18 protein-coding genes are annotated in these 17,435 nt (G+C 70.7%); 14 read left to right on the top strand and 4 right to left on the bottom strand.

Features of this window, described 5'->3' with window-relative positions; all coding sequences use genetic code 11:
- The first annotated feature begins 12 nt into the window (after positions 1-12).
- From KZC50_RS14355 to KZC50_RS14335, 5 genes are all read left to right on the top strand, one after another.
- Positions 13-978, top strand: coding sequence for a hypothetical protein (locus KZC50_RS14355; RefSeq protein ID WP_301132699.1), 966 nt, complete (start codon positions 13-15; stop codon positions 976-978).
- A 37-nt stretch (positions 979-1,015) separates the two neighbouring features.
- On the top strand, positions 1,016-2,650 hold the full coding sequence (locus KZC50_RS14350) for a hypothetical protein (RefSeq protein WP_310892111.1): 1,635 nt from the start codon (positions 1,016-1,018) through the stop codon (positions 2,648-2,650).
- Entirely contained in the window at positions 2,647-3,318 is a 672-nt protein-coding gene (locus KZC50_RS14345) for an ABC transporter ATP-binding protein (protein WP_301132702.1), read from the top strand. The genes KZC50_RS14350 and KZC50_RS14345 overlap by 4 nt, the downstream gene beginning before the upstream one ends.
- The gene (locus KZC50_RS14340; protein WP_310892211.1) at positions 3,318-4,616 is read left to right on the top strand and encodes an ABC transporter permease; all 1,299 of its coding nucleotides are present in this window, start codon (positions 3,318-3,320) and stop codon (positions 4,614-4,616) included. The genes KZC50_RS14345 and KZC50_RS14340 overlap by 1 nt, the downstream gene beginning before the upstream one ends.
- 92 nt (positions 4,617-4,708) lie before the next feature.
- The gene (locus tag KZC50_RS14335; protein WP_310892110.1) at positions 4,709-5,653 is read left to right on the top strand and encodes a hypothetical protein; all 945 of its coding nucleotides are present in this window, start codon (positions 4,709-4,711) and stop codon (positions 5,651-5,653) included.
- Here KZC50_RS14335 and KZC50_RS14330 read toward each other — a convergent pair whose 3' ends face one another.
- The 4 genes from KZC50_RS14330 to KZC50_RS14315 all read right to left on the bottom strand — a co-directional run bounded on the left by KZC50_RS14330 (position 5,654) and on the right by KZC50_RS14315 (position 8,027).
- Positions 5,654-6,562 carry a TIGR01777 family oxidoreductase gene (locus KZC50_RS14330; RefSeq protein ID WP_310892109.1) on the bottom strand — a complete coding sequence of 303 codons (909 nt, stop codon included), beginning with the start codon at positions 6,560-6,562 and terminating at the stop codon, positions 5,654-5,656.
- Complete coding sequence (locus tag KZC50_RS14325) at positions 6,555-6,980, bottom strand: OsmC family protein (RefSeq protein ID WP_310892108.1); 426 nt, start codon at positions 6,978-6,980, stop codon at positions 6,555-6,557. Before KZC50_RS14325 ends, KZC50_RS14330 begins: the two co-directional genes overlap by 8 nt.
- A gap of 98 nt (positions 6,981-7,078) precedes the next feature.
- The gene (locus KZC50_RS14320; protein WP_053547560.1) at positions 7,079-7,597 is read right to left on the bottom strand and encodes a DUF4395 domain-containing protein; all 519 of its coding nucleotides are present in this window, start codon (positions 7,595-7,597) and stop codon (positions 7,079-7,081) included.
- A complete protein-coding gene (locus tag KZC50_RS14315; RefSeq protein ID WP_053547559.1) occupies positions 7,590-8,027 on the bottom strand; it encodes a TlpA family protein disulfide reductase in 438 nt (145 codons plus the stop codon). Before KZC50_RS14315 ends, KZC50_RS14320 begins: the two co-directional genes overlap by 8 nt.
- Before the next feature lie 76 nt (positions 8,028-8,103).
- Between KZC50_RS14315 and KZC50_RS14310 the strand changes: the two genes are divergently transcribed.
- From KZC50_RS14310 to KZC50_RS14270, 9 genes are all read left to right on the top strand, one after another.
- Positions 8,104-8,913, top strand: a complete 810-nt coding sequence (locus tag KZC50_RS14310) for a thymidylate synthase (protein WP_301132711.1) — start codon at positions 8,104-8,106, stop codon at positions 8,911-8,913.
- Positions 8,910-9,440: a dihydrofolate reductase gene (locus tag KZC50_RS14305; protein WP_310892107.1), complete on the top strand. Its 531-nt coding sequence runs from the start codon at positions 8,910-8,912 to the stop codon at positions 9,438-9,440. Before KZC50_RS14310 ends, KZC50_RS14305 begins: the two co-directional genes overlap by 4 nt.
- 1 nt (position 9,441) lies before the next feature.
- Positions 9,442-10,203, top strand: coding sequence for an SDR family NAD(P)-dependent oxidoreductase (locus tag KZC50_RS14300; RefSeq protein WP_301132715.1), 762 nt, complete (start codon positions 9,442-9,444; stop codon positions 10,201-10,203).
- Between the two features lie 41 nt (positions 10,204-10,244).
- Positions 10,245-11,222: a 4-hydroxy-tetrahydrodipicolinate synthase gene (gene dapA / locus KZC50_RS14295; protein ID WP_053547556.1), complete on the top strand. Its 978-nt coding sequence runs from the start codon at positions 10,245-10,247 to the stop codon at positions 11,220-11,222.
- 66 nt (positions 11,223-11,288) lie between these two features.
- Positions 11,289-12,965 carry a ribonuclease J gene (locus tag KZC50_RS14290; RefSeq protein WP_236968390.1) on the top strand — a complete coding sequence of 559 codons (1,677 nt, stop codon included), beginning with the start codon at positions 11,289-11,291 and terminating at the stop codon, positions 12,963-12,965.
- Between the two features lie 18 nt (positions 12,966-12,983).
- Positions 12,984-13,478: a GNAT family N-acetyltransferase gene (locus KZC50_RS14285; RefSeq protein ID WP_310892106.1), complete on the top strand. Its 495-nt coding sequence runs from the start codon at positions 12,984-12,986 to the stop codon at positions 13,476-13,478.
- A gap of 60 nt (positions 13,479-13,538) precedes the next feature.
- Positions 13,539-16,235 (top strand): FtsK/SpoIIIE family DNA translocase, encoded by a 2,697-nt coding sequence (locus KZC50_RS14280; RefSeq protein WP_310892105.1) that lies wholly within the window; start codon positions 13,539-13,541, stop codon positions 16,233-16,235.
- A gap of 32 nt (positions 16,236-16,267) precedes the next feature.
- The gene (gene pgsA, locus KZC50_RS14275) at positions 16,268-16,834 is read left to right on the top strand and encodes a CDP-diacylglycerol--glycerol-3-phosphate 3-phosphatidyltransferase (RefSeq protein WP_053547552.1); all 567 of its coding nucleotides are present in this window, start codon (positions 16,268-16,270) and stop codon (positions 16,832-16,834) included.
- Positions 16,831-17,316 (top strand): CinA family protein, encoded by a 486-nt coding sequence (locus tag KZC50_RS14270; protein WP_310892210.1) that lies wholly within the window; start codon positions 16,831-16,833, stop codon positions 17,314-17,316. Before pgsA ends, KZC50_RS14270 begins: the two co-directional genes overlap by 4 nt.
- Positions 17,317-17,435: the final 119 nt, after the last annotated feature.

The following is a 17,435-nucleotide window of genomic DNA, read 5'->3' as shown; positions in this document are numbered from 1 at the left end:
AGTCTCTCGCTCATGCAGAAAACACGCGCTCACTCGGTGGCCGGCGCCGCTGCCCTCCTCCTCGTCCTGACCGGATGCACCGCGGCATCCGACGGCGAATCCGCGCAGGAGGAGTCGCCGCTCGGCGAGTACATGGCGGCGCTCTGGGGCGGCGACCTCAGTGAGGACGAGCAGGCGGCGATGTTCGAAGAGCAGAACCTCGAGCGCGAGGAACTCATGGCTACGTGCATGAAGGAGCAGGGCTTCGACTACGCCCCCAACGTCGACACCGGAGCGTCCTACTCGTCCGGCGAGGAATGGCAGCCCGACGATCGCGAGTGGGTCGCGCAGTACGGGTACGGCATGGTCCGCTGGCCGGGGATGGACGAGCAGCCCGACGCCGAGGAGGTGTACGAGGATCCGAATCAGGAGTACGTCGCCTCGCTCACCGCAACCGAGCAGACGGCCTTCTACGAAGCCCTCTACGGTCCGTCCGTCCCCGAGGAGGAGCTCGACGAGAACGGCTCGTACGAGTGGGACTGGGAGACCGCCGGCTGCTACGGCTGGGCGCAGCACGAGATCGACGGCGACAACCCGCTGACGTCGGAGGAGTTCGCGCCTCTCATGGAGGAGATCAACCAGTTCTACACCGATCTGGATTCTGCGTCCGGAATGTCGGAGATCGACGCCGAGTGGGCCGCGTGCATGTCGGAGGCCGGACACGCGGGGTTCGCGCGTCAGAGCGAGGCCATGACGAGCATCACCGACGAGCTGAACGCCTATTACGAGAACCAGACCGAATGGGTGGAGGATGACCCCGCCCTCGACGAGCTGGCCGAGCGCGAGATCGAGCTCGCTCTCGCCGACCTTGACTGCCGGGAGAGCACGGACTACCGCGAGCGCCGACAGGAGGTCGTGGTCGCCCTCGAGGAGGAGTTCATCGCCGATCACCAGGTCGAGCTCGATGCGATGAAGGCCGCCGCGGAGCAGCGCTCCTGATGTCCGAACGACGTCGCACACCGGCGAACGAGCACCGATGAGCGCCCGCGACGAGGTCGGCGACGCTCCCGCCCACGAGGGCGGCGACGAGCCCGTGATCGTGGACGAGGGGATGGACGACCTCCTGAGCGCTCCCGGCGACGAGGCGGCGACGCGTCGGAACGGCTGGATGCGGGTGCTCCGGTCCAACCGACCGCTGTGGATCGTGGCCGCGGCCGCGATCGTCGCCCTCGTCGCAGGTCTCCTCATCGGCCGCTTCGTCGTGCCGGCGGATACGGCGACCGCCGACGCTCCGGCACCGGGCCTGGTCACGGTGCCGGTGGAGTTCGGCGTGCTCAGCAACGACGTGACGATCCGGGGCGATGTGGGGTACGCGGACGCGGTCGAGGTCACCATCGACACCGCCTCCCTCGGCGGTCCTGCCGTGGTCACCGGTGCCGTGCCCGAGGTGGGGACGGAGTTGGAAGCCCTTTCGGTCGCGCTCGCCGTGGCGGGACGGCCCGTCATCGTCCTGCCCGGCGAGCTGCCCGCCTATCGGACGCTGGTGTTCGGGATGTCGGGACCGGATGTGACGCAGTTCAAGCAGGCCATGGCCTCCGTCGGCATCGACGCCGGCGATCCGGCGTCGGACGTGTTCGATGCGGCCGCCGCCGCTGCGGTGACGGAGCTGTATTCGCGGATCGGGTACCCCGCACCGCCCCTGCCGGAGGGGGCGGCGGAGGGGCTGGATGGCGCACAGGACGCGGTGGCCGCGGGCGAGCAGTCCGTCGCCGCGGCCGAGGCGGAACTCGGTCGCGCATCGTCGGGCCCCAGCGCGGTGGAGATCCGGCAGGCGGACAACGCCGTCGCCAGCGCGCACCGGGCGCTCGACAGTGCGCGTGCCGCGCGTCCTGCACCGCCGGACGACTCTCCCGCCGCGGTCGCCCAGTGGCAGGCATCCGTCGGGGACGCCGAAGATGCGCTGGCGCTGGCGCAGCTGCAGCGGGATCAGCTGGGCGCGGGCGCGGACGTGTCGGCGCAGCGTGCGGCCGTCGATGCCGCGCGAGGTCAGCTCGCCGATGCGCGCGCGGCCCTCGAGAGGGCGCAGCAGGCCGCGCTCCCGACGCTCCCTTCCGGCGAGGTCCTCTACCTCACCGATCTCCCGCGCCGGGTGGACGCGGTGAACGTGGCGCGCGGTCAGGTTCTGCAGGGGGCCGCGATGGTGGTCTCGGGGGCCTCCACGACGATCGTCGGCGGGGTGGCGGCGGCGGACGCGTCACTGCTGAGCGTCGGCGACACCGCCACCTTCGATCTCCCCGACGGTGGGCTCCACGAGGCCGAGGTCACGGCACTGACTCCGGGCGCGGACGCGGGCGCCCGCTGGACGGTCACCCTCGAGCCGGCGCCGCTGGATCCGGATCAGGCCGTCCAGGTGCAGGGGCGCAACGTCCGCGTGACCATTCCGGTCGGCGCCACGGGAGGAGACGTGCTGTTCGTCCCGATCGTGGCGCTCACCGCAGGGCCGGGCGGCGAATCCCGGGTCGAGGTCGTCGACGGCGACCCGCGCGACGGGGAGGACGCGGAAACGCGGCTGGTCGTGGTCGAGACGGGCTTGGCCGCCGGGGGTCAGGTGGAGGTGACGGCGACGGAAGGCGAGCTGGACGAGGGTGACCTCGTGGTGGTGGGTCGATGAGTCTGATCGAGCTGCGCGACGTCACGCGCTCCTTCCCCGGCGTCCCCGAGGTTCAGGCTCTGAAGGCCGTCAATCTCACCGTCGAGGCGGGGGACTACGTCTCCATCGTCGGCCCGAGCGGCTCGGGTAAGTCCACGATGCTGAATCTGCTGGGTCTCCTGGATCGTCCGACGGTGGGGGAGTACCGGATCGACGGGGTGGTGACCGGCGTCCTCGACGACGACCAGCGTGCGCGGGTGCGGGCGCAGTGGATCGGATTCGTCTTCCAGGCGTTCCACCTCATGCCGCGCCGGACGGTGCTGGAGAACGTCATGATGCCAATGCTCTACAGCGGCGTGCCGCGCGAGGAGCGAGAAGGACGCGCGCGGGCGGTGCTCGATCGGGTGGGTCTCGGGCATCGCATGGGGTTCCATCCGCCGACCCTGTCCGGCGGGGAGCGGCAGCGCGTCGCGGTGGCGCGGGCGGTGGTCAGCACCCCGCGCATCCTCCTCGCCGACGAACCGACCGGCAACCTCGACGAGGCGACGAGCGCGGAGGTGATGGAGCTGTTCGACGACCTCCGTGCCGACGGCCTCACGCTGGTGGTCATCACCCACGATCTCGCGGTCGCGGAGCGCGCCGAGCGGCGCGTACGGATCTCCGACGGTCGCATCTCGGAGCTCGCGTGATGCGCCTCCTTCCTCGGCTGCGGAGGTCGACCACGGATGCCGCGCCCGAGCCCGTTCTGACCGCACCGGTCGCCCGCGCCGACCGGTTCACCTTCCAGGACCTCGTCGTGGAGGCCACCGCCGACATCGGTTCGCGGCCGGCGCGGCTGGTCATGACCGTCATCGGCACGGTCCTCGGCGTGGGGGCGCTCGTGGCGACCATCGGCTTCTCCCAGACCGCGGCCACCCAGATCCAACGGCAGTTCGACGCCGTGCGCGGCACCCAGGTGGTGGTGGCGCCCGGTAGCGCGCAGTCGCAGTCCGGCGACGCGGTCGCCACCGCGCGCCTGCCGTGGGATGCGGCCGAACGCGTGGAGCGCTTGGTCGGAGTGGAGGCGGCGACGACGATCGCCGAGTTGGGGACCGATGGTGAGGATGCGATCACCGCCGTCCCCGTGAACGATCCGGCAGCCCCTGCGGTGGCCTCGCCGCGACTCGTGGCGGCGGGACCGGCGCTCCTGGACGTCCTCGGGGGCGAGTTCGTCACGGGCCGGATGTTCGACGGCGGGCACGAGGCGCGGGGTGACCGGGTGGTGGTGCTCGGGGAGCGCGCCGCCGAGCGGCTGGGCGTGAACCGCGTCGACAGTCAACCCTCCGTGTTCATCGGCGACACCGCCTACGCGGTGATGGGCATCTACGCCGGACTGCAATCGCGAGGGGAGCTGTCGGACGCCGTGGTCATGCCGGTCGGGACCGCACGCGTGGAGCGGGCCCTCGCGGCGCCCGGCGATCTGCAGATCCGGATCCTGCCGGGAACCGGCGCCCAGGTCGGCACGCAGGCGGCACTGACCCTGCTGCCGGACGGCCCCGACCGACTGGAGGTGTCGGCCCCGAGCTCGGGGTCGGAGCTGGGGTCGAACGTCCAGGCGGACGTGAACGTCATCTTCCTCATCCTCGGCGGCATCGTCCTCCTCGCCGGCGCACTCGGTATCGCGAACGTCACGATGCTGAACGTCTCCGAGCGGGTGCCGGAGATCGGCCTCCGCCGCGCCCTCGGCGCGACCCGCCGCCAGATCGGCGCGCAGTTCGTCGTCGAGTCCGTCGTCATCGGCCTGCTGGGAGGCCTCGTCGGCGCGGCGCTCGCGGTCCTCGGCATCGTCGTGTTCGCGCTGGCGCAGCAGTGGACACCCGTGGTCGACGGCCTGGTCGCCGTGGGCGGGATCGTGCTCGGGGCACTCGTCGGACTCGGAGCGGGCTGGTTCCCCGCCCGGCGTGCGTCGTCGATCGAACCCGTGTCGGCGCTCCGCGGTGGAGGCTGACCTTCCCTTGTCGGGACAGGTCGTCTAAACTGGGCGCTGGGAGCGCTCCCATGGATGCTCACCCGTGTCGGCTCGTCATCGAAGGAGATCCCATGAGCTCGCAGAACCGATTCCGCGCGGCCGTGGTGCTCACCGGCATCCTGCTCCTGAGCGGATGCACGGCCCCCACCGGAGGCGAGGCGCGGGCGGTCTCGCCGATCGATGAGTACCTGCTCGCAGCGGAGGGCACCGGGATGAGCGCGCAGGAGCGCCGCGAGGAGGGGGACGCGCGGCTCCTGGCCCGGGAAGAGGTCATCGCCGAGTGCATGAAGGAGCAGGGCTTCGACTACATCCCGGCGCCGCCCACCCCCCTCGGCTTCGACTTCAACACGTGGGGGTCGCCCGAGCTCGACGACCCCGCGTGGATCGAGCGGTGGGGATACGGTATCGTCGACGGGCCCGATCAGGTGCAGGTCACGATCCCCGAGGACCCGAACCAGGCGATCGTCGACGGGCTCTCCGACTCCGAGCGCACCGCCTACTACGAAGCGCTCGTCGGATCCGTGGACGCGTTCGACGCGGACGGGGTGTACGACCCGAGCAAGGGCGGATGCTTCGGCCACGCCGAGATCGTCGACGCGGCCGATGACCCGCTCAGAGGCGACCGGTTCCGAGCCCTGAACGATGCCGTGATGGCGTTCTACACCGAGCTGAACGAGCAGCAGGACATCGTCGCGCTGAATGCGCGGTGGGCCGCCTGCATGGCCGACGAGGGCGAAGACGGCTTCACGTCTCCGCTGGACCCCGTCTCCGAGATCAACGTCTCCCTGCAGGAGCTGGTGAAGGCGGGCGGCGAGACGGCGTGGGACGACCCGGACATCGAACGTCTCCGGGAGCGTGAGATCGCTCTGGCGCAGATCGATGCGCGCTGCCGGGAATCGGTCGACTACCGCGCGACGGAGGAAGAGGTGAGGTTCGAGGCGGAAGAGCGGTTCGTCGCCGACAACCTGGCCGAACTCGAGGCCTACCGTGCCGCCGCCGAGGGAGCCGGCTCCTGATCAGCCGACGGCGGCGGCGACCGCCTCCTCCACCGTGGGATGGGTGAAGCGGTAGCCGGAGTCCGACAGGACCGCGGGCGCGACATCCGCATCGCAGGTCAGGAGTGCTTCCGTGGCGTCCCGCCCCAGTCCCAGACGCAGCGCCCACTCCGGTGCGCGGAGCACGAACGGGCGATTCATCCGGACGGCGAGGGCGAATCCCAGGTCGTTCGCGGTGGCCCGCGTCGGGCCGGTGAGGTTGACGGGACCGCTCAGCTGCGCGTCGAGGACGTGGAGGATCGCCCCGATCTCGTCGTCCAGCGAGATCCACGGCCAGGCCTGGGTGCCCCGCCCGATCGGGCCTCCGAGTCCGAACCGCGTGAGCAGCATCATGGGCTTGAGCACACCGTCCCGATGGACGACGGGGGCGGTGCGCAGCAGAGCGACCCGAGCGCGGGGACCGGAGCTCTGGGCGGCCGCCTCCCACTCGCCGCAGACATCCGCGAGGAAGGTCTCGCCTCGGGGTGAGGACTCGTCCAGGCGCACCCCGGGGGCGGAACCGTAGTACCCGACGGCGGAGGCGCTCACGAAGGCCGGCGCATCGTCGCCGAGAGACTTCACGGCACCCGCGATCGCCCGCGTCGGCGTGACCCGGGAGAACAGGAGGGTGTTCTTGTACCGCGGTGTCCAGGGGAAGCGACCGATGCTGGCGCCGTTGAGGCCGATGACGGCGTCGGCTCCGGCGAGGACATCGGGATCGAGGGAGTCGTCGTCGACGAGCCAGGACACCTCGTCGGGACCGGAAACGGGGCGCCGCACGAGGGAGGTCACCCGGACGCCACGGGCGATCAGCGCAGCGCGCAGCGCCCGGCCGATCAGTCCCGAGGCTCCGGCCACGACCACGTGGGAGAGCAGGCGGTCCTCAGGCAAGCGTCGCCTCGAGGGTGATCTCGATCCCGGCGAGCGCCTGGGAGACGGGGCACCCGGACTTCGCGTCCTCGGCGATCCGGTCGAAGTCCTCCGCGGAGAGCCCGGGGACGACCGCGTTGACGTTCAGGTGGCTGCCCGAGATGCCGGTGCCCGGGACGAAGGTCACCGACGCGGTGGTCTCGATCGACTCCGGCGGGGTGCCGTTCTGGCCGAGGGCGTGGGAGAGGGCCATCGAGAAGCAGGACGCGTGGGCCGCGGCGATCAGTTCCTCGGGCGTGGTGACGGATGTGGAGCCCTCGCTGCGCGCCTTCCAGTTGACCGGGTAGGCGCCCAGTCCGGACGAGACGAAGGAGACGTCGCCGGAGCCTTCGGCGAGCGTGCCCTTCCACGACGTGGTGGCTTCGCTGGTGACGGTCATGGCGACCTCCCTGTCCTGTGCGCCCGCGGATCGGGCGTCGTGCGGTCAGCCTAACGTCGCGGTCGCCCCGGCGGGCGGGCTTGCGCGCGGACGGGCTGTCAGGGAAGGCGGGGCCGCGCTCGTCCCACGAGGCCGGCGCGCTGGAGGACCAGATACATCTGACATCCCAGGCACAGCCCGAAGACGGCGTTCAGGAACGCGGCGACGAACGCGGCCGCGGCGGCGGCGGTGAGGCCCCACGGAACCCCGGCGAGCTGCAGGAGGAGACCGGTGAGACTCACGACGAGACCGACGCCCTGGGCGAATCGGGGAGGCCGCGGATCTTCGCGCTCCGCCGGCGGTGACAGGCGCGGCGCGATCACCGTGCGGAAGAGGACGCCCCAGGGAGCGGTGCGCGGCGAGAGCACGCCCCACAAGAAGAGGAAGGCGATGGCGCCGAGGAGCAGGAACGCCGGATCCTGCATCCGCTCGGACACACTCGCCGCCGGCAGCGCGGCCGACGAGGCGAGACCCGTCAGCGCGAGGAAGACGTCCACGAGAAGCAGGAGCGAGGTGATCCCCGCGGCGACGCGCGGACCCCGAGGGTCGATCCCGTGCGCCGGCGAGCGCTCAGGCATGGGCGGTCGCTCCGGTCAGACGCGTCAGCTCGAGGTCGAGCACCTCGCGTCCGGGGACGCCGCCGAGGCGGGTGCGGATCACGCCGTCACGGTCCAGCACCAGCGTCGTCGGCGTCTGCAGGACGTGGAAGTGGCGCGCGATGTCGGGCCGATGCGTCAGGTCGACATCGAGGTGGAGGACGCCGGGGTGCGCCGCGGCCGTCTGGGCCAGCATCCGGTGCACGCCGGGGCACCGCGTGCACATCTCGGTGGAGAACTGCAGGAGTGTCGCGGATTCGCCGAGCGATTCCGCGCCGAGGCGCCGGGGGTCGACGACCTCGTGCGACACGTCACGGCGGACGCGCTTCGGACGCCGCTGGACGTAGACGCCGATGCCCGCGGTCGCCGCGACCAGGACGACGAGACCGATGAGCGCACTGAGGGTGTCCACGACAGGAGATCGTATCCCGGCTCGAGAGGGTCGCGGCGTCTGTGGCGGGAGATGACGCCGGGGTATCGTGACCGATGTGACCACGCCGAATCCGACGCCCTATGAAGATCTCCTCCGCGACGTCCTCGACAACGGCACGCACAAGGACGACCGGACGGGGACGGGCACCACCAGCGTCTTCGGCCGTCAGATCCGTTTCGACCTGTCCCGGGGTTTCCCGCTCATCACGACCAAGCGCGTGCATTTCCGCTCGATCGCGTACGAGCTCCTCTGGTTCCTCCGCGGGGAATCGAACGTCCGTTGGCTGCAGGATGCCGGCGTGACGATCTGGGACGAATGGGCGGACGCCGACGGCGAGCTGGGCCCGGTCTACGGTGTGCAGTGGCGCTCATGGCCCACCCGCGACGGAGGATCGATCGACCAGATCACCGACGTCGTCGAGAAGATCCGCACCGATCCGGACTCGCGCCGGCTGGTGGTGTCGGCGTGGAATCCGGCCGACATCCCGGACATGGCCTTGGCACCCTGTCACGCGCTCTTCCAGTTCGCCGTCGCGGACGGGAAGCTGTCGTGCCAGCTGTATCAGCGCAGCGCGGACATGTTCCTCGGGGTCCCCTTCAACATCGCCTCCTACGCGCTGCTCACCACGATGATCGCCCAGCAGACCGACCTCGAGGTCGGCGACTTCGTCTGGACGGGCGGAGACTGCCACATCTACGACAACCATCGCGAGCAGGTGCGCGAGCAGTTGAGCCGCGAGGCGTACCCGCTGCCGACGCTGCGCCTGGACCGTCGTCCCGCGTCGATCCTCGACTACCGCTACGAAGACTTCGCCGTGGAGGGCTACCGGCATCACCCGGCGATCCGCGGTGCGGTGGCCGTGTGAGCGACCCGTCCGCTCCGCGACCGCGTCTGGGGCTGATCTGGGCGGAGGCGCGCGACCGCGTCATCGGCGACGCGGGAGGGATGCCGTGGCACGTCCCGGAGGATCTCGCCCGGTTCCGCCGGCTGACCACCGGACATCCCGTCATCATGGGTCGTCGCACATGGGAATCCTTCCCGGAGCGCTTCCGTCCCCTTCCCTCGCGGACGAACATCGTCCTGACCGGCGACGGGGCGTTCTCGGCCGAGGGCGCCACTGTCGTCCCGTCGATCGATGCGGCGCTCACCGCGGCGGCGTCCGCGCCGGGGTCCAACCTCGTGTGGATCATCGGCGGGGGGCGGTTGTACCGGGAGACGATCGCGCGGGCGGATCTGCTCGAGGTCACCGAGCTCGACCTCGCCGTGGCCGGAGACACCCGGGCACCCGAGCGGACGGGGTGGGCGCCGGTCGCCGCCGACCCCGAGACCGGCTGGCACACCTCTTCAGGCGGAGTCCGATACCGCTTCCTGACCCTGCGTCGGGAGGGCTGACATGCCGACCGCACTGATCACCGGCGCGAGCTCGGGCCTCGGTGCCGAGTACGCCCGTCGGCTGGCTGCGCGCGGCGCCGACGTCGTGCTCGTCGCGCGCGACGGTGCGGCCCTCGACGCGCTCGCGGCCGACATCCGATCCCGAGACGGGGTCCATGTCGAGGTGCTCGTGGCAGACCTCCTCGACGCGGGAGCGCGGGCGGCCGTCGAGTCCCGCCTGCGTGCGACGGAGGCGCCGATCGAGGTGCTCGTCAACAACGCGGGGTTCGGTCTTCCCCTGGACTTCGAGCGGAACGACATCGAGGCGGAGGCCGCCCACCTGGCCCTGCACGTGGAGGTGCCGATGCGTCTGATGCACGCTGCTCTCGAGGGCATGTGCGCGCGCGGGCGGGGGCGCATCCTCAACGTCGCCTCGGTCGCCGCCTTCATCCCGCGGTCCACGTACGGCGCCGCCAAGGGGTGGCTCGTCAGCTTCAGTCGCTGGGCGAACGCGAGGTACGCCCCGCGCGGGGTCACCGTCACGGCGGTGTGCCCGGGGTTCACGCACACCGACTTCCATCGCCGCATGGGCCTGGAGGCGGGCGCCGAGGGCGTTCCCGCGGGCCTGTGGCTGAATGCGCCGTTCGTCGTCGACGCCTCGTTGCGCGACGCCGCGCGCGGGCGGGCGGTCAGCATCCCGTCGCTCCGATACCGGCTTCTGGTCGCGCTGACACGGGTCGTCCCGCCGACGATCGCGGCCCGCGTCGGCGAGCAGGGTCGCTGAGAGGGACGTGCGGGCCGGGTGAACCCCGATACCCTGAGAGCATGACGCATTCGGGCAACCCCTTCGGACAGGTGCTCGTCGCGCTGGTCACCCCGATGACCGCCGACGGCGAGGTCGACTGGCCCGCGGTCGAGAAGCACATCGACGACGTCATCAGCGCCGGCGCCGACGGCATCGTCGTCACCGGCACCACGGGTGAGACCTCCACGCTGACGGATGCCGAGAAGCTGCGCCTCGTCGAGGTGGGCAAGGACGTCGCGGCGGGACGCGCCGCGATCATCACCGGCGGCGGTTCGAACGAGACCGCCCACGCCATCGAGCTCTACAAGGCCAGCGAGCGCGCCGGTGCCGACGGCATCATGATCGTCACGCCCTACTACAACAAGCCGACGCAGGCCGGGATCCTGACCCACTTCCGTCTCGTCGCGGACGCCACCGACCTCCCGGTCATCCTCTACGACATCCCGGGTCGCACCGGCGTCCCCATCCGCTACGAGACGATCCTGCGTCTGGCCAAGCACCCCAACATCCTCGCCATCAAGGATGCCAAGGGCGACTTCAGCGAGGTCAGCCGCGTGCTGAACCAGACCGACCTGATGTACTTCTCCGGTGACGACGCCAACGTGCTGCCGCACCTGTCGATCGGGGCGACCGGCCTCATCGGCGTGACGGCGAACATCGCCCCGCAGCCGTACCGCGAGATCGTCGACGCGGTGAACCGCGGCGACCTGCAGGCGGCCACCGCCGCGCATCGCGGACTCGAGCCCCTGGTGCGCGCGGTCATGACCCACGTGCCCGGCACCGTGTCGGCGAAGTACATCCTCCACGGTCTCGGCCGCATCGGGAGTCCTCGCGTGCGGCTGCCCCTGGTCGGACCCGAGGAATGGGAGGCCGCCGTCATCGAAGACGAGCTCGCCCTCGTCCGCGACGTCCCCGGGGTCGATTTCTCCAACTTCCGTCCCGACCGCAACGCCGCCGCCGGCGGCGCCCTCCCCAGGGTGTCGGGCACCACCAGATGAAAGCCTCCGCGCCGGCGGACGCGGAGTGAATGAGGGGATGCTGCGGCATCCCGAGGAGGCGAACGCATGCCCACCACCGTTTACGACCCGCCCGCGCTTCCCGAGGGCACCCTGCGGGTGTTCCCGCTCGGCGGCCTCGGCGAAGTCGGCCGGAACATGACCGTCTTCGAGTACGCCGGGAAGCTGCTCATCATCGACTGCGGCGTGCTCTTCCCGGAGGAGCACCAGCCCGGCGTCGACCTGATCCTCCCCGACTTCGAGCCCATCCGGCACCGGCTGGACGACGTCGTCGGGGTCGTCCTGACCCACGGGCACGAGGACCACATCGGCGCCGTCCCGTATCTGTTGAAGATCAAGAACGACATCCCCATCGTCGGCTCCGGTCTCACGCTCGCCCTCACCGAGGCCAAGCTGAAGGAGCACCGCGTCCGGCCCTACAGCCTCACGGTGCGGGAAGGGCAGATCGAGCAGCTCGGGCCGTTCGAGCTCGAGTTCATCGCGGTGAACCACTCGATCCCCGACGCGCTCGCCGTCGCCGTCCGCACACCCGCGGGCGTGGTCCTGGCCACCGGCGACTTCAAGATGGACCAGCTGCCCTTGGACGGCCGGCTGACGGATCTGCGTGCCTTCTCGCGCCTCGGCGAGGAGGGCGTCGACCTCTTCCTCGTCGACTCGACCAACGCCGACGTGCCGGGGTTCACCCCGCTGGAGCGCGAGATCGGTCCCGTCCTCGAGCAGGTGATCGCCCGCGCGCCGCGCCGCGTCATCGTGGCGAGCTTCTCCAGCCACGTCCACCGCGTGCAGCAGGTCCTCGACGCCGCTCACGCCCACGGCCGCCGCGTGGCGCTCCTCGGGCGCAGCATGGTCCGGAATATGGGGATCGCGGCCGACCTCGGCTACCTCACCGTCCCCGAGGGCGTGCTGATCGACTACAAGAAGGCGCGCGACCTCCCCGACGACAGGATCGTGTACATGTCCACCGGCTCGCAGGGCGAGCCGATGGCGGTGCTGTCGCGGATGGCGAACCTGGATCACGAGATCGAACCCGGGCCCGGTGACACCGTCATCCTCGCCTCCAGCCAGATCCCCGGCAACGAGAACGCGATCTATCGCGTCATCGACGGCCTCACCAAGCTCGGAGCGAACGTCGTGCACAAGGGCAACGCCAAGGTGCACGTGTCCGGGCACGCCGCGGCGGGGGAGCTGCTGTACTGCTACAACATCCTCAAGCCCCGCAACGTCCTCCCCGTCCACGGCGAGTACCGGCATCTGATGGCCAACGCGCGGCTCGCCCAGGACACCGGCATCCCGGCCGAGCGGACGATCCTCGCCGAGAACGGCACGGTCGTGGACCTCAAGGACGGTCACGCGCAGGTGGTCGGTCAGCTCGACATCGGATTCGTCTACGTCGACGGGTCCACCGTGGGAGAGATCACCGACGCCGATCTGAAGGACCGCCGGATCCTCGGCGAGGAGGGGTTCATCTCCGTCATCGTCGTGGTGGACGCCGCCACCGGCAAGGTGGTCTCGGGGCCCGAGATCCACGCGCGCGGCTTCGCCGAGGACGACAAGGTGTTCGACGGCGTCAAGCCGAAGATCGCCGCGGCGCTCGCCGAGGCGGCGCAGTCGGGCGTGCGCGACAGTCACGCGCTCTCCCAGGTCGTGCGTCGCACCATCGGCCGCTGGGTCAACCAGAGCCTCCGCCGGCGGCCCATGATCGTGCCCCTCGTGATCGAGGCCTGAGTCCCGGGGGATCACGCCATGGCCGAGAGCTTCCGCATCCGCCCCGCCGTGCAGGCGGACGGCGGGTTCCTCGGCGACATGGTGGTGGAGGCCGCGAACTGGCGCGGTGGGGGAGCACGGCCGCGGCACGAGGTGATCTCGTCTGCGGAGCACAGCCGCTACCTCACCGGGTGGATGCGGCCGGGCGACACCGGCTTCGTCGCGGAGGATCTCCGCGGCGAGCCGGTCGGCGCGGCCTGGTATCGGATGTTGCCGCGCAGCGAGCCGGGATTCGGGTGGGTCGGCACCGGGGTGCCGGAGCTCATCATCGGGGTCCGGCCCATCTGGCGCGCGCACGGCGTCGGGCGGGCGCTGCTGCAGCGGCTCTGCGAGAGCGCTCGCGCGCAGGGATTCGCCCGCTTGAGCCTCAGCGTCGAGCGGGACAACTTCGCCGTCACCCTCTACCGCAGTGAAGGCTTCGCGGTGACGCAGAGCGGTCTCGGCCGGGACACGATGGTCAAGCGCCTGCGCTGACCCGCGCGAAGCGCCGCGTGGTTGCCCGCGGTTGTCGACGCGGCGGCTTACCGTGGGGGGATGCCCAAGAGCTCCGCCGCGCCCACGAGAGGACGCGCTTCCTCTCGCTCCTCGTCCTCGCGCGCTTCGAAGCCCGAGCCGGCACCGAAGCGCTACGTCGACGACGTCGATCGTCCGCCGGTCGCCGTCCGGGCCTGGCTCGGCGTCGCGCACGCCGTGGGCGGGCTCTTCCGCGCCTTCGGGCCCGAGACGCTCGAGAAGGACCAGCGCCGTGACGGGTTCCCGCTGCTGCTCGTGCTGCTCGCCGTGCTCGGCGCGGTGGTCGAATGGTTCCTCATCGGCACCGAGGCCGCGCGCCTCATCAGTGCCTACTCGGTCGGCGCCCTCGTGGGGCGCGAGGCGTTCATCCTTCCGGTCCTCCTCCTTCTCCTCGCGGGGTGGATGTTCCGGCATCCGTCGTCGGTGCACGACAACGGGCGCATCGGGATCGGATTCGGTCTGTTCGTCCTCGCTGTCGCAGGGTTCTGCCATGTCGCCGGTGGTCGTCCGCAGCCGAGCACGGGTCTGCCCGCCCTGAGCGAGGCGGGCGGCCTCTTCGGCTGGATGATCGCTGAACCTCTGGCGATCGTGCTCACGGACGTGGGCGCCTACATCGTGCTCGGCATCCTCGCGACACTGAGCCTCCTGATCATCACCAAGACCCCGCCGAACCGCATCGGTCGGAGGCTGGGGGAGCTGTACGCCTGGATGTTCGGCGCGGACCTCGAAGAGGATGCGGAGCGCCGGCGCTCCGCGCGGTCCGCGGCCGACGCCGACGCCGAGACCGACGACGACGCCGATCCCGCTCTGCCGTGGTGGCGTCGCAACCGCACCGGCCGCGAGAAGGATCCGGACGAGGGCCTCGGCACCCACGACCTGACCGCTCTGCTGAACCCCGGAGGCGGGGAGGGCGGATTCGAGCAGGCCATCACCCCGCCGGTGCCGCCGCTTCCCGCCGCCCCCGCCGACGCCGTCACCGAGGTCATCGATCCGGCGGTGATGGCCGGCGCATCCCGCGCGGCTCAGCGTTCCGCGACGGGGCTCCGCGACGACGCGGCCTCGGATGCCGCCGAGGACGGTGAGCTCCCCGGGCTCGACGGCATAGCGACGCAGGACGAACCCGTCGGCGGAGCGTCCTACCGACTCCCCTCGGTCGTCGCGCTGGCCGCGGGCACACCGCACAAGGCGCGCTCCGAGGCCAACGACGCCGTCGTGCGGGCCATCACGAACGTCTTCGAGCAGTTCCAGGTCGACGCGAGGGTCACCGGCTTCTCGCGCGGTCCGACCGTCACCCAATACGAGATCGAAGTCGGCCACGGAGTGAAGGTCGAGCGCATCACGGCGCTGACGAACAACATCGCCTACGCCGTGGCCTCGAACGAGGTCCGCATCCTCGCCCCGATCCCGGGCAAGAGTGCCATCGGTGTGGAGATCCCGAACTCCGATCGCGAGATCGTGACGCTCGGCGACGTGCTCCGGTCGCAGGCTGCCACGCAGTCCACGCACCCGATGACGATCGGTGTGGGCAAGGACGTCGGCGGCGGCTACATCGTGGCCAACCTCGCCAAGATGCCCCACCTGCTCGTGGCGGGCTCGACGGGTTCCGGCAAGTCGAGCTTCGTGAACTCGATGATCACGAGTCTGCTGATGCGCGCCAAGCCTGCCGACGTGCGCATGGTCCTCATCGACCCGAAGCGCGTGGAACTGACCTCCTACGCCGGTGTCCCGCATCTCATCACTCCCATCATCACGAACCCCAAGAAGGCCGCCGAGGCGCTCCAGTGGGTCGTGAAGGAGATGGACATGCGGTACGACGACCTCGCGTCGTTCGGATTCCGCCACATCGACGACTTCAACAAGGCCGTCGTGGCGGGCGAGGTGAACCTCCCGCCGGGGAGCGAGCGGGTCCTGAAGCCCTACCCGTACCTCCTCGTCGTCGTCGACGAGCTCGCCGACCTGATGATGGTCGCGCCGCGCGACGTCGAGGACTCGATCGTCCGCATCACCCAGCTCGCCCGAGCGAGCGGCATCCACCTGGTCCTCGCCACCCAGCGACCCTCGGTCGATGTGGTGACGGGTCTCATCAAGGCCAACGTGCCCTCGCGCCTCGCCTTCGCCGTGACCAGCGTCACGGACTCCCGCGTCATCCTGGACCAGCCGGGCGCCGACCGTCTGATCGGGCAGGGCGACGGTCTGTTCCTGCCGATGGGGACGTCCAAGGCGCTGCGCGTGCAGGGCGCCTGGGTCAGCGAGAAGGAGATCGAGGCGGTCGTCGCCCACGTCACGGCGCAGGCCCGACCCGAGTACCGCTCCGACGTCCAGGCGGCGGCGGAGAAGAAGGAGATCGACGCCGACATCGGTGACGATCTCGAGCTGCTCCTCGCGGCGGCCGAGCTCGTCGTGTCCACGCAGTTCGGTTCGACCTCGATGCTGCAGCGGAAGCTGCGCGTCGGGTTCGCCAAGGCCGGCCGTCTCATGGATCTGCTCGAATCCCGCGAGATCGTCGGTCCGTCCGAGGGCTCCAAGGCCCGCGACGTGCTCGTCACCGGCGAGCAGCTCCCATCCGTGCTGGCTCGACTTCGCGGAGACGACGTGCCCGCGGACGCGGAGACCGACCCCTACGGGCCGGACGCGGTCGACGCCCAGTACGACGGCATCCCGGTGGTCGAGGGGGACGAGGGGTCGGAGGACGCGTGGGGCCTCACGGGCAGGGACTGATCCGCGCGCGGCGCGGACGATAGGCTCGGCGCGTGACCATTCCCCGTCAGCTGCCGAACGTGATCACCGTCGTACGGATCCTCTGTGCGCCGGTGTTCGTCTGGATGCTGCTGGCGGACGGCGGCGACGCGGGGCCGTTGCGGTGGTGGGCTGCGGTCCTGTTCATCGTCGCCATCGCGACCGACGGCCTCGACGGCTACCTCGCCCGTCGCTACGAGATCGTCACCGATCTCGGAAAGCTCCTCGATCCGATCGCCGACAAGGTGTTGACGGGCGCGGCCTTCGTGGGACTGTCGATCCTCGGGGAGCTCCCCTGGTGGATCACCATCGTCGTCCTGGTCCGTGAGATCGGCATCACGGTCTACCGGTTCATCGTCGTCAGCGACCACGTCCTCGCCGCCGCGTGGATGGGCAAGCTGAAGACGATGGCGCAGGCGGTCGCGCTCTCCCTGGCGCTCCTCCCGCTGTGGACGATCGTGGGCGAGTGGATCTTCTGGCTCAACGGCATCACGATGGCGGCGGCGGTCGTCCTCACGATCGCCAGCGGCATCGACTACATCGTGACCGAGGTGCGCGGGGCGCGTCGCCGCACCCCCTGACCGTGACGGATGCCGCCGAGCTCCTCGCCGCGCTGAGAAGACGCGGGTGGTCGGTGGCGTGCGCGGAGTCCCTCACCGGCGGACTCGTCTGCGCGGAGCTGACCGCGGTCCCGGGCGCCTCCGCCACCGTGCGGGGCGGCGTCGTGGCGTATGCGACGGACTGCAAGGTGTCCGTCCTCGGCGTCGACCCCGCGCTGACGGCTCGTGTCGGCGCCGTGGACCCGGATGTCGCCGACCAGATGGCCGAGGGGGTGCGGCGTCTCTTCGACGCAGAGGTCGGGATCGCGACCACGGGAGTGGCCGGCCCCGATCCTCAAGACGGGCAGCCCGTCGGTACGGTCCACGTCAGCGTGGCGACCCCGGCCGGCATCGTCCGCCGACGTCTGGCCCTCGGCGGGACGCGGGAGGAGATCCGCACGGAGACCGTCCGTTCCGCCGTCGTCCTCGCCGCGGACGCGGCGGCTCGGAATCCGAGGGAATAGCCGTGTTGCGCCCGCGTTACATTCCGTGATTCCCACCCATTCCCCAGTCCCGGGGGATTAGATTGGCATCGTTCGTGATGTACCGTTGTCCACCCGGACGGCGGCGGAGTCAGCAGTGA

The organism is Microbacterium aurantiacum (assembly GCF_031625015.1).
GTDB classification, from domain to species: Bacteria; Actinomycetota; Actinomycetes; order Actinomycetales; family Microbacteriaceae; genus Microbacterium; species Microbacterium aurantiacum.
This window is presented reverse-complemented; position numbering and strand designations above follow the sequence as displayed.

Coding starts and splice junctions, on each gene's coding strand:
- KZC50_RS14355 (WP_301132699.1), top strand. CDS start 13: ATGCAGAAAACACGCGCTCACTCGGTGGCCGGCGCCGCTGCCCTCCTC.
- KZC50_RS14350 (WP_310892111.1), top strand. CDS start 1,016: ATGAGCGCCCGCGACGAGGTCGGCGACGCTCCCGCCCACGAGGGCGGC.
- KZC50_RS14345 (WP_301132702.1), top strand. CDS start 2,647: ATGAGTCTGATCGAGCTGCGCGACGTCACGCGCTCCTTCCCCGGCGTC.
- KZC50_RS14340 (WP_310892211.1), top strand. CDS start 3,318: ATGCGCCTCCTTCCTCGGCTGCGGAGGTCGACCACGGATGCCGCGCCC.
- KZC50_RS14335 (WP_310892110.1), top strand. CDS start 4,709: ATGAGCTCGCAGAACCGATTCCGCGCGGCCGTGGTGCTCACCGGCATC.
- KZC50_RS14325 (WP_310892108.1), bottom strand. CDS start 6,980: ATGACCGTCACCAGCGAAGCCACCACGTCGTGGAAGGGCACGCTCGCC.
- KZC50_RS14320 (WP_053547560.1), bottom strand. CDS start 7,597: ATGCCTGAGCGCTCGCCGGCGCACGGGATCGACCCTCGGGGTCCGCGC.
- KZC50_RS14300 (WP_301132715.1), top strand. CDS start 9,442: ATGCCGACCGCACTGATCACCGGCGCGAGCTCGGGCCTCGGTGCCGAG.
- dapA (WP_053547556.1), top strand. CDS start 10,245: ATGACGCATTCGGGCAACCCCTTCGGACAGGTGCTCGTCGCGCTGGTC.
- KZC50_RS14290 (WP_236968390.1), top strand. CDS start 11,289: ATGCCCACCACCGTTTACGACCCGCCCGCGCTTCCCGAGGGCACCCTG.
- KZC50_RS14285 (WP_310892106.1), top strand. CDS start 12,984: ATGGCCGAGAGCTTCCGCATCCGCCCCGCCGTGCAGGCGGACGGCGGG.
- KZC50_RS14280 (WP_310892105.1), top strand. CDS start 13,539: ATGCCCAAGAGCTCCGCCGCGCCCACGAGAGGACGCGCTTCCTCTCGC.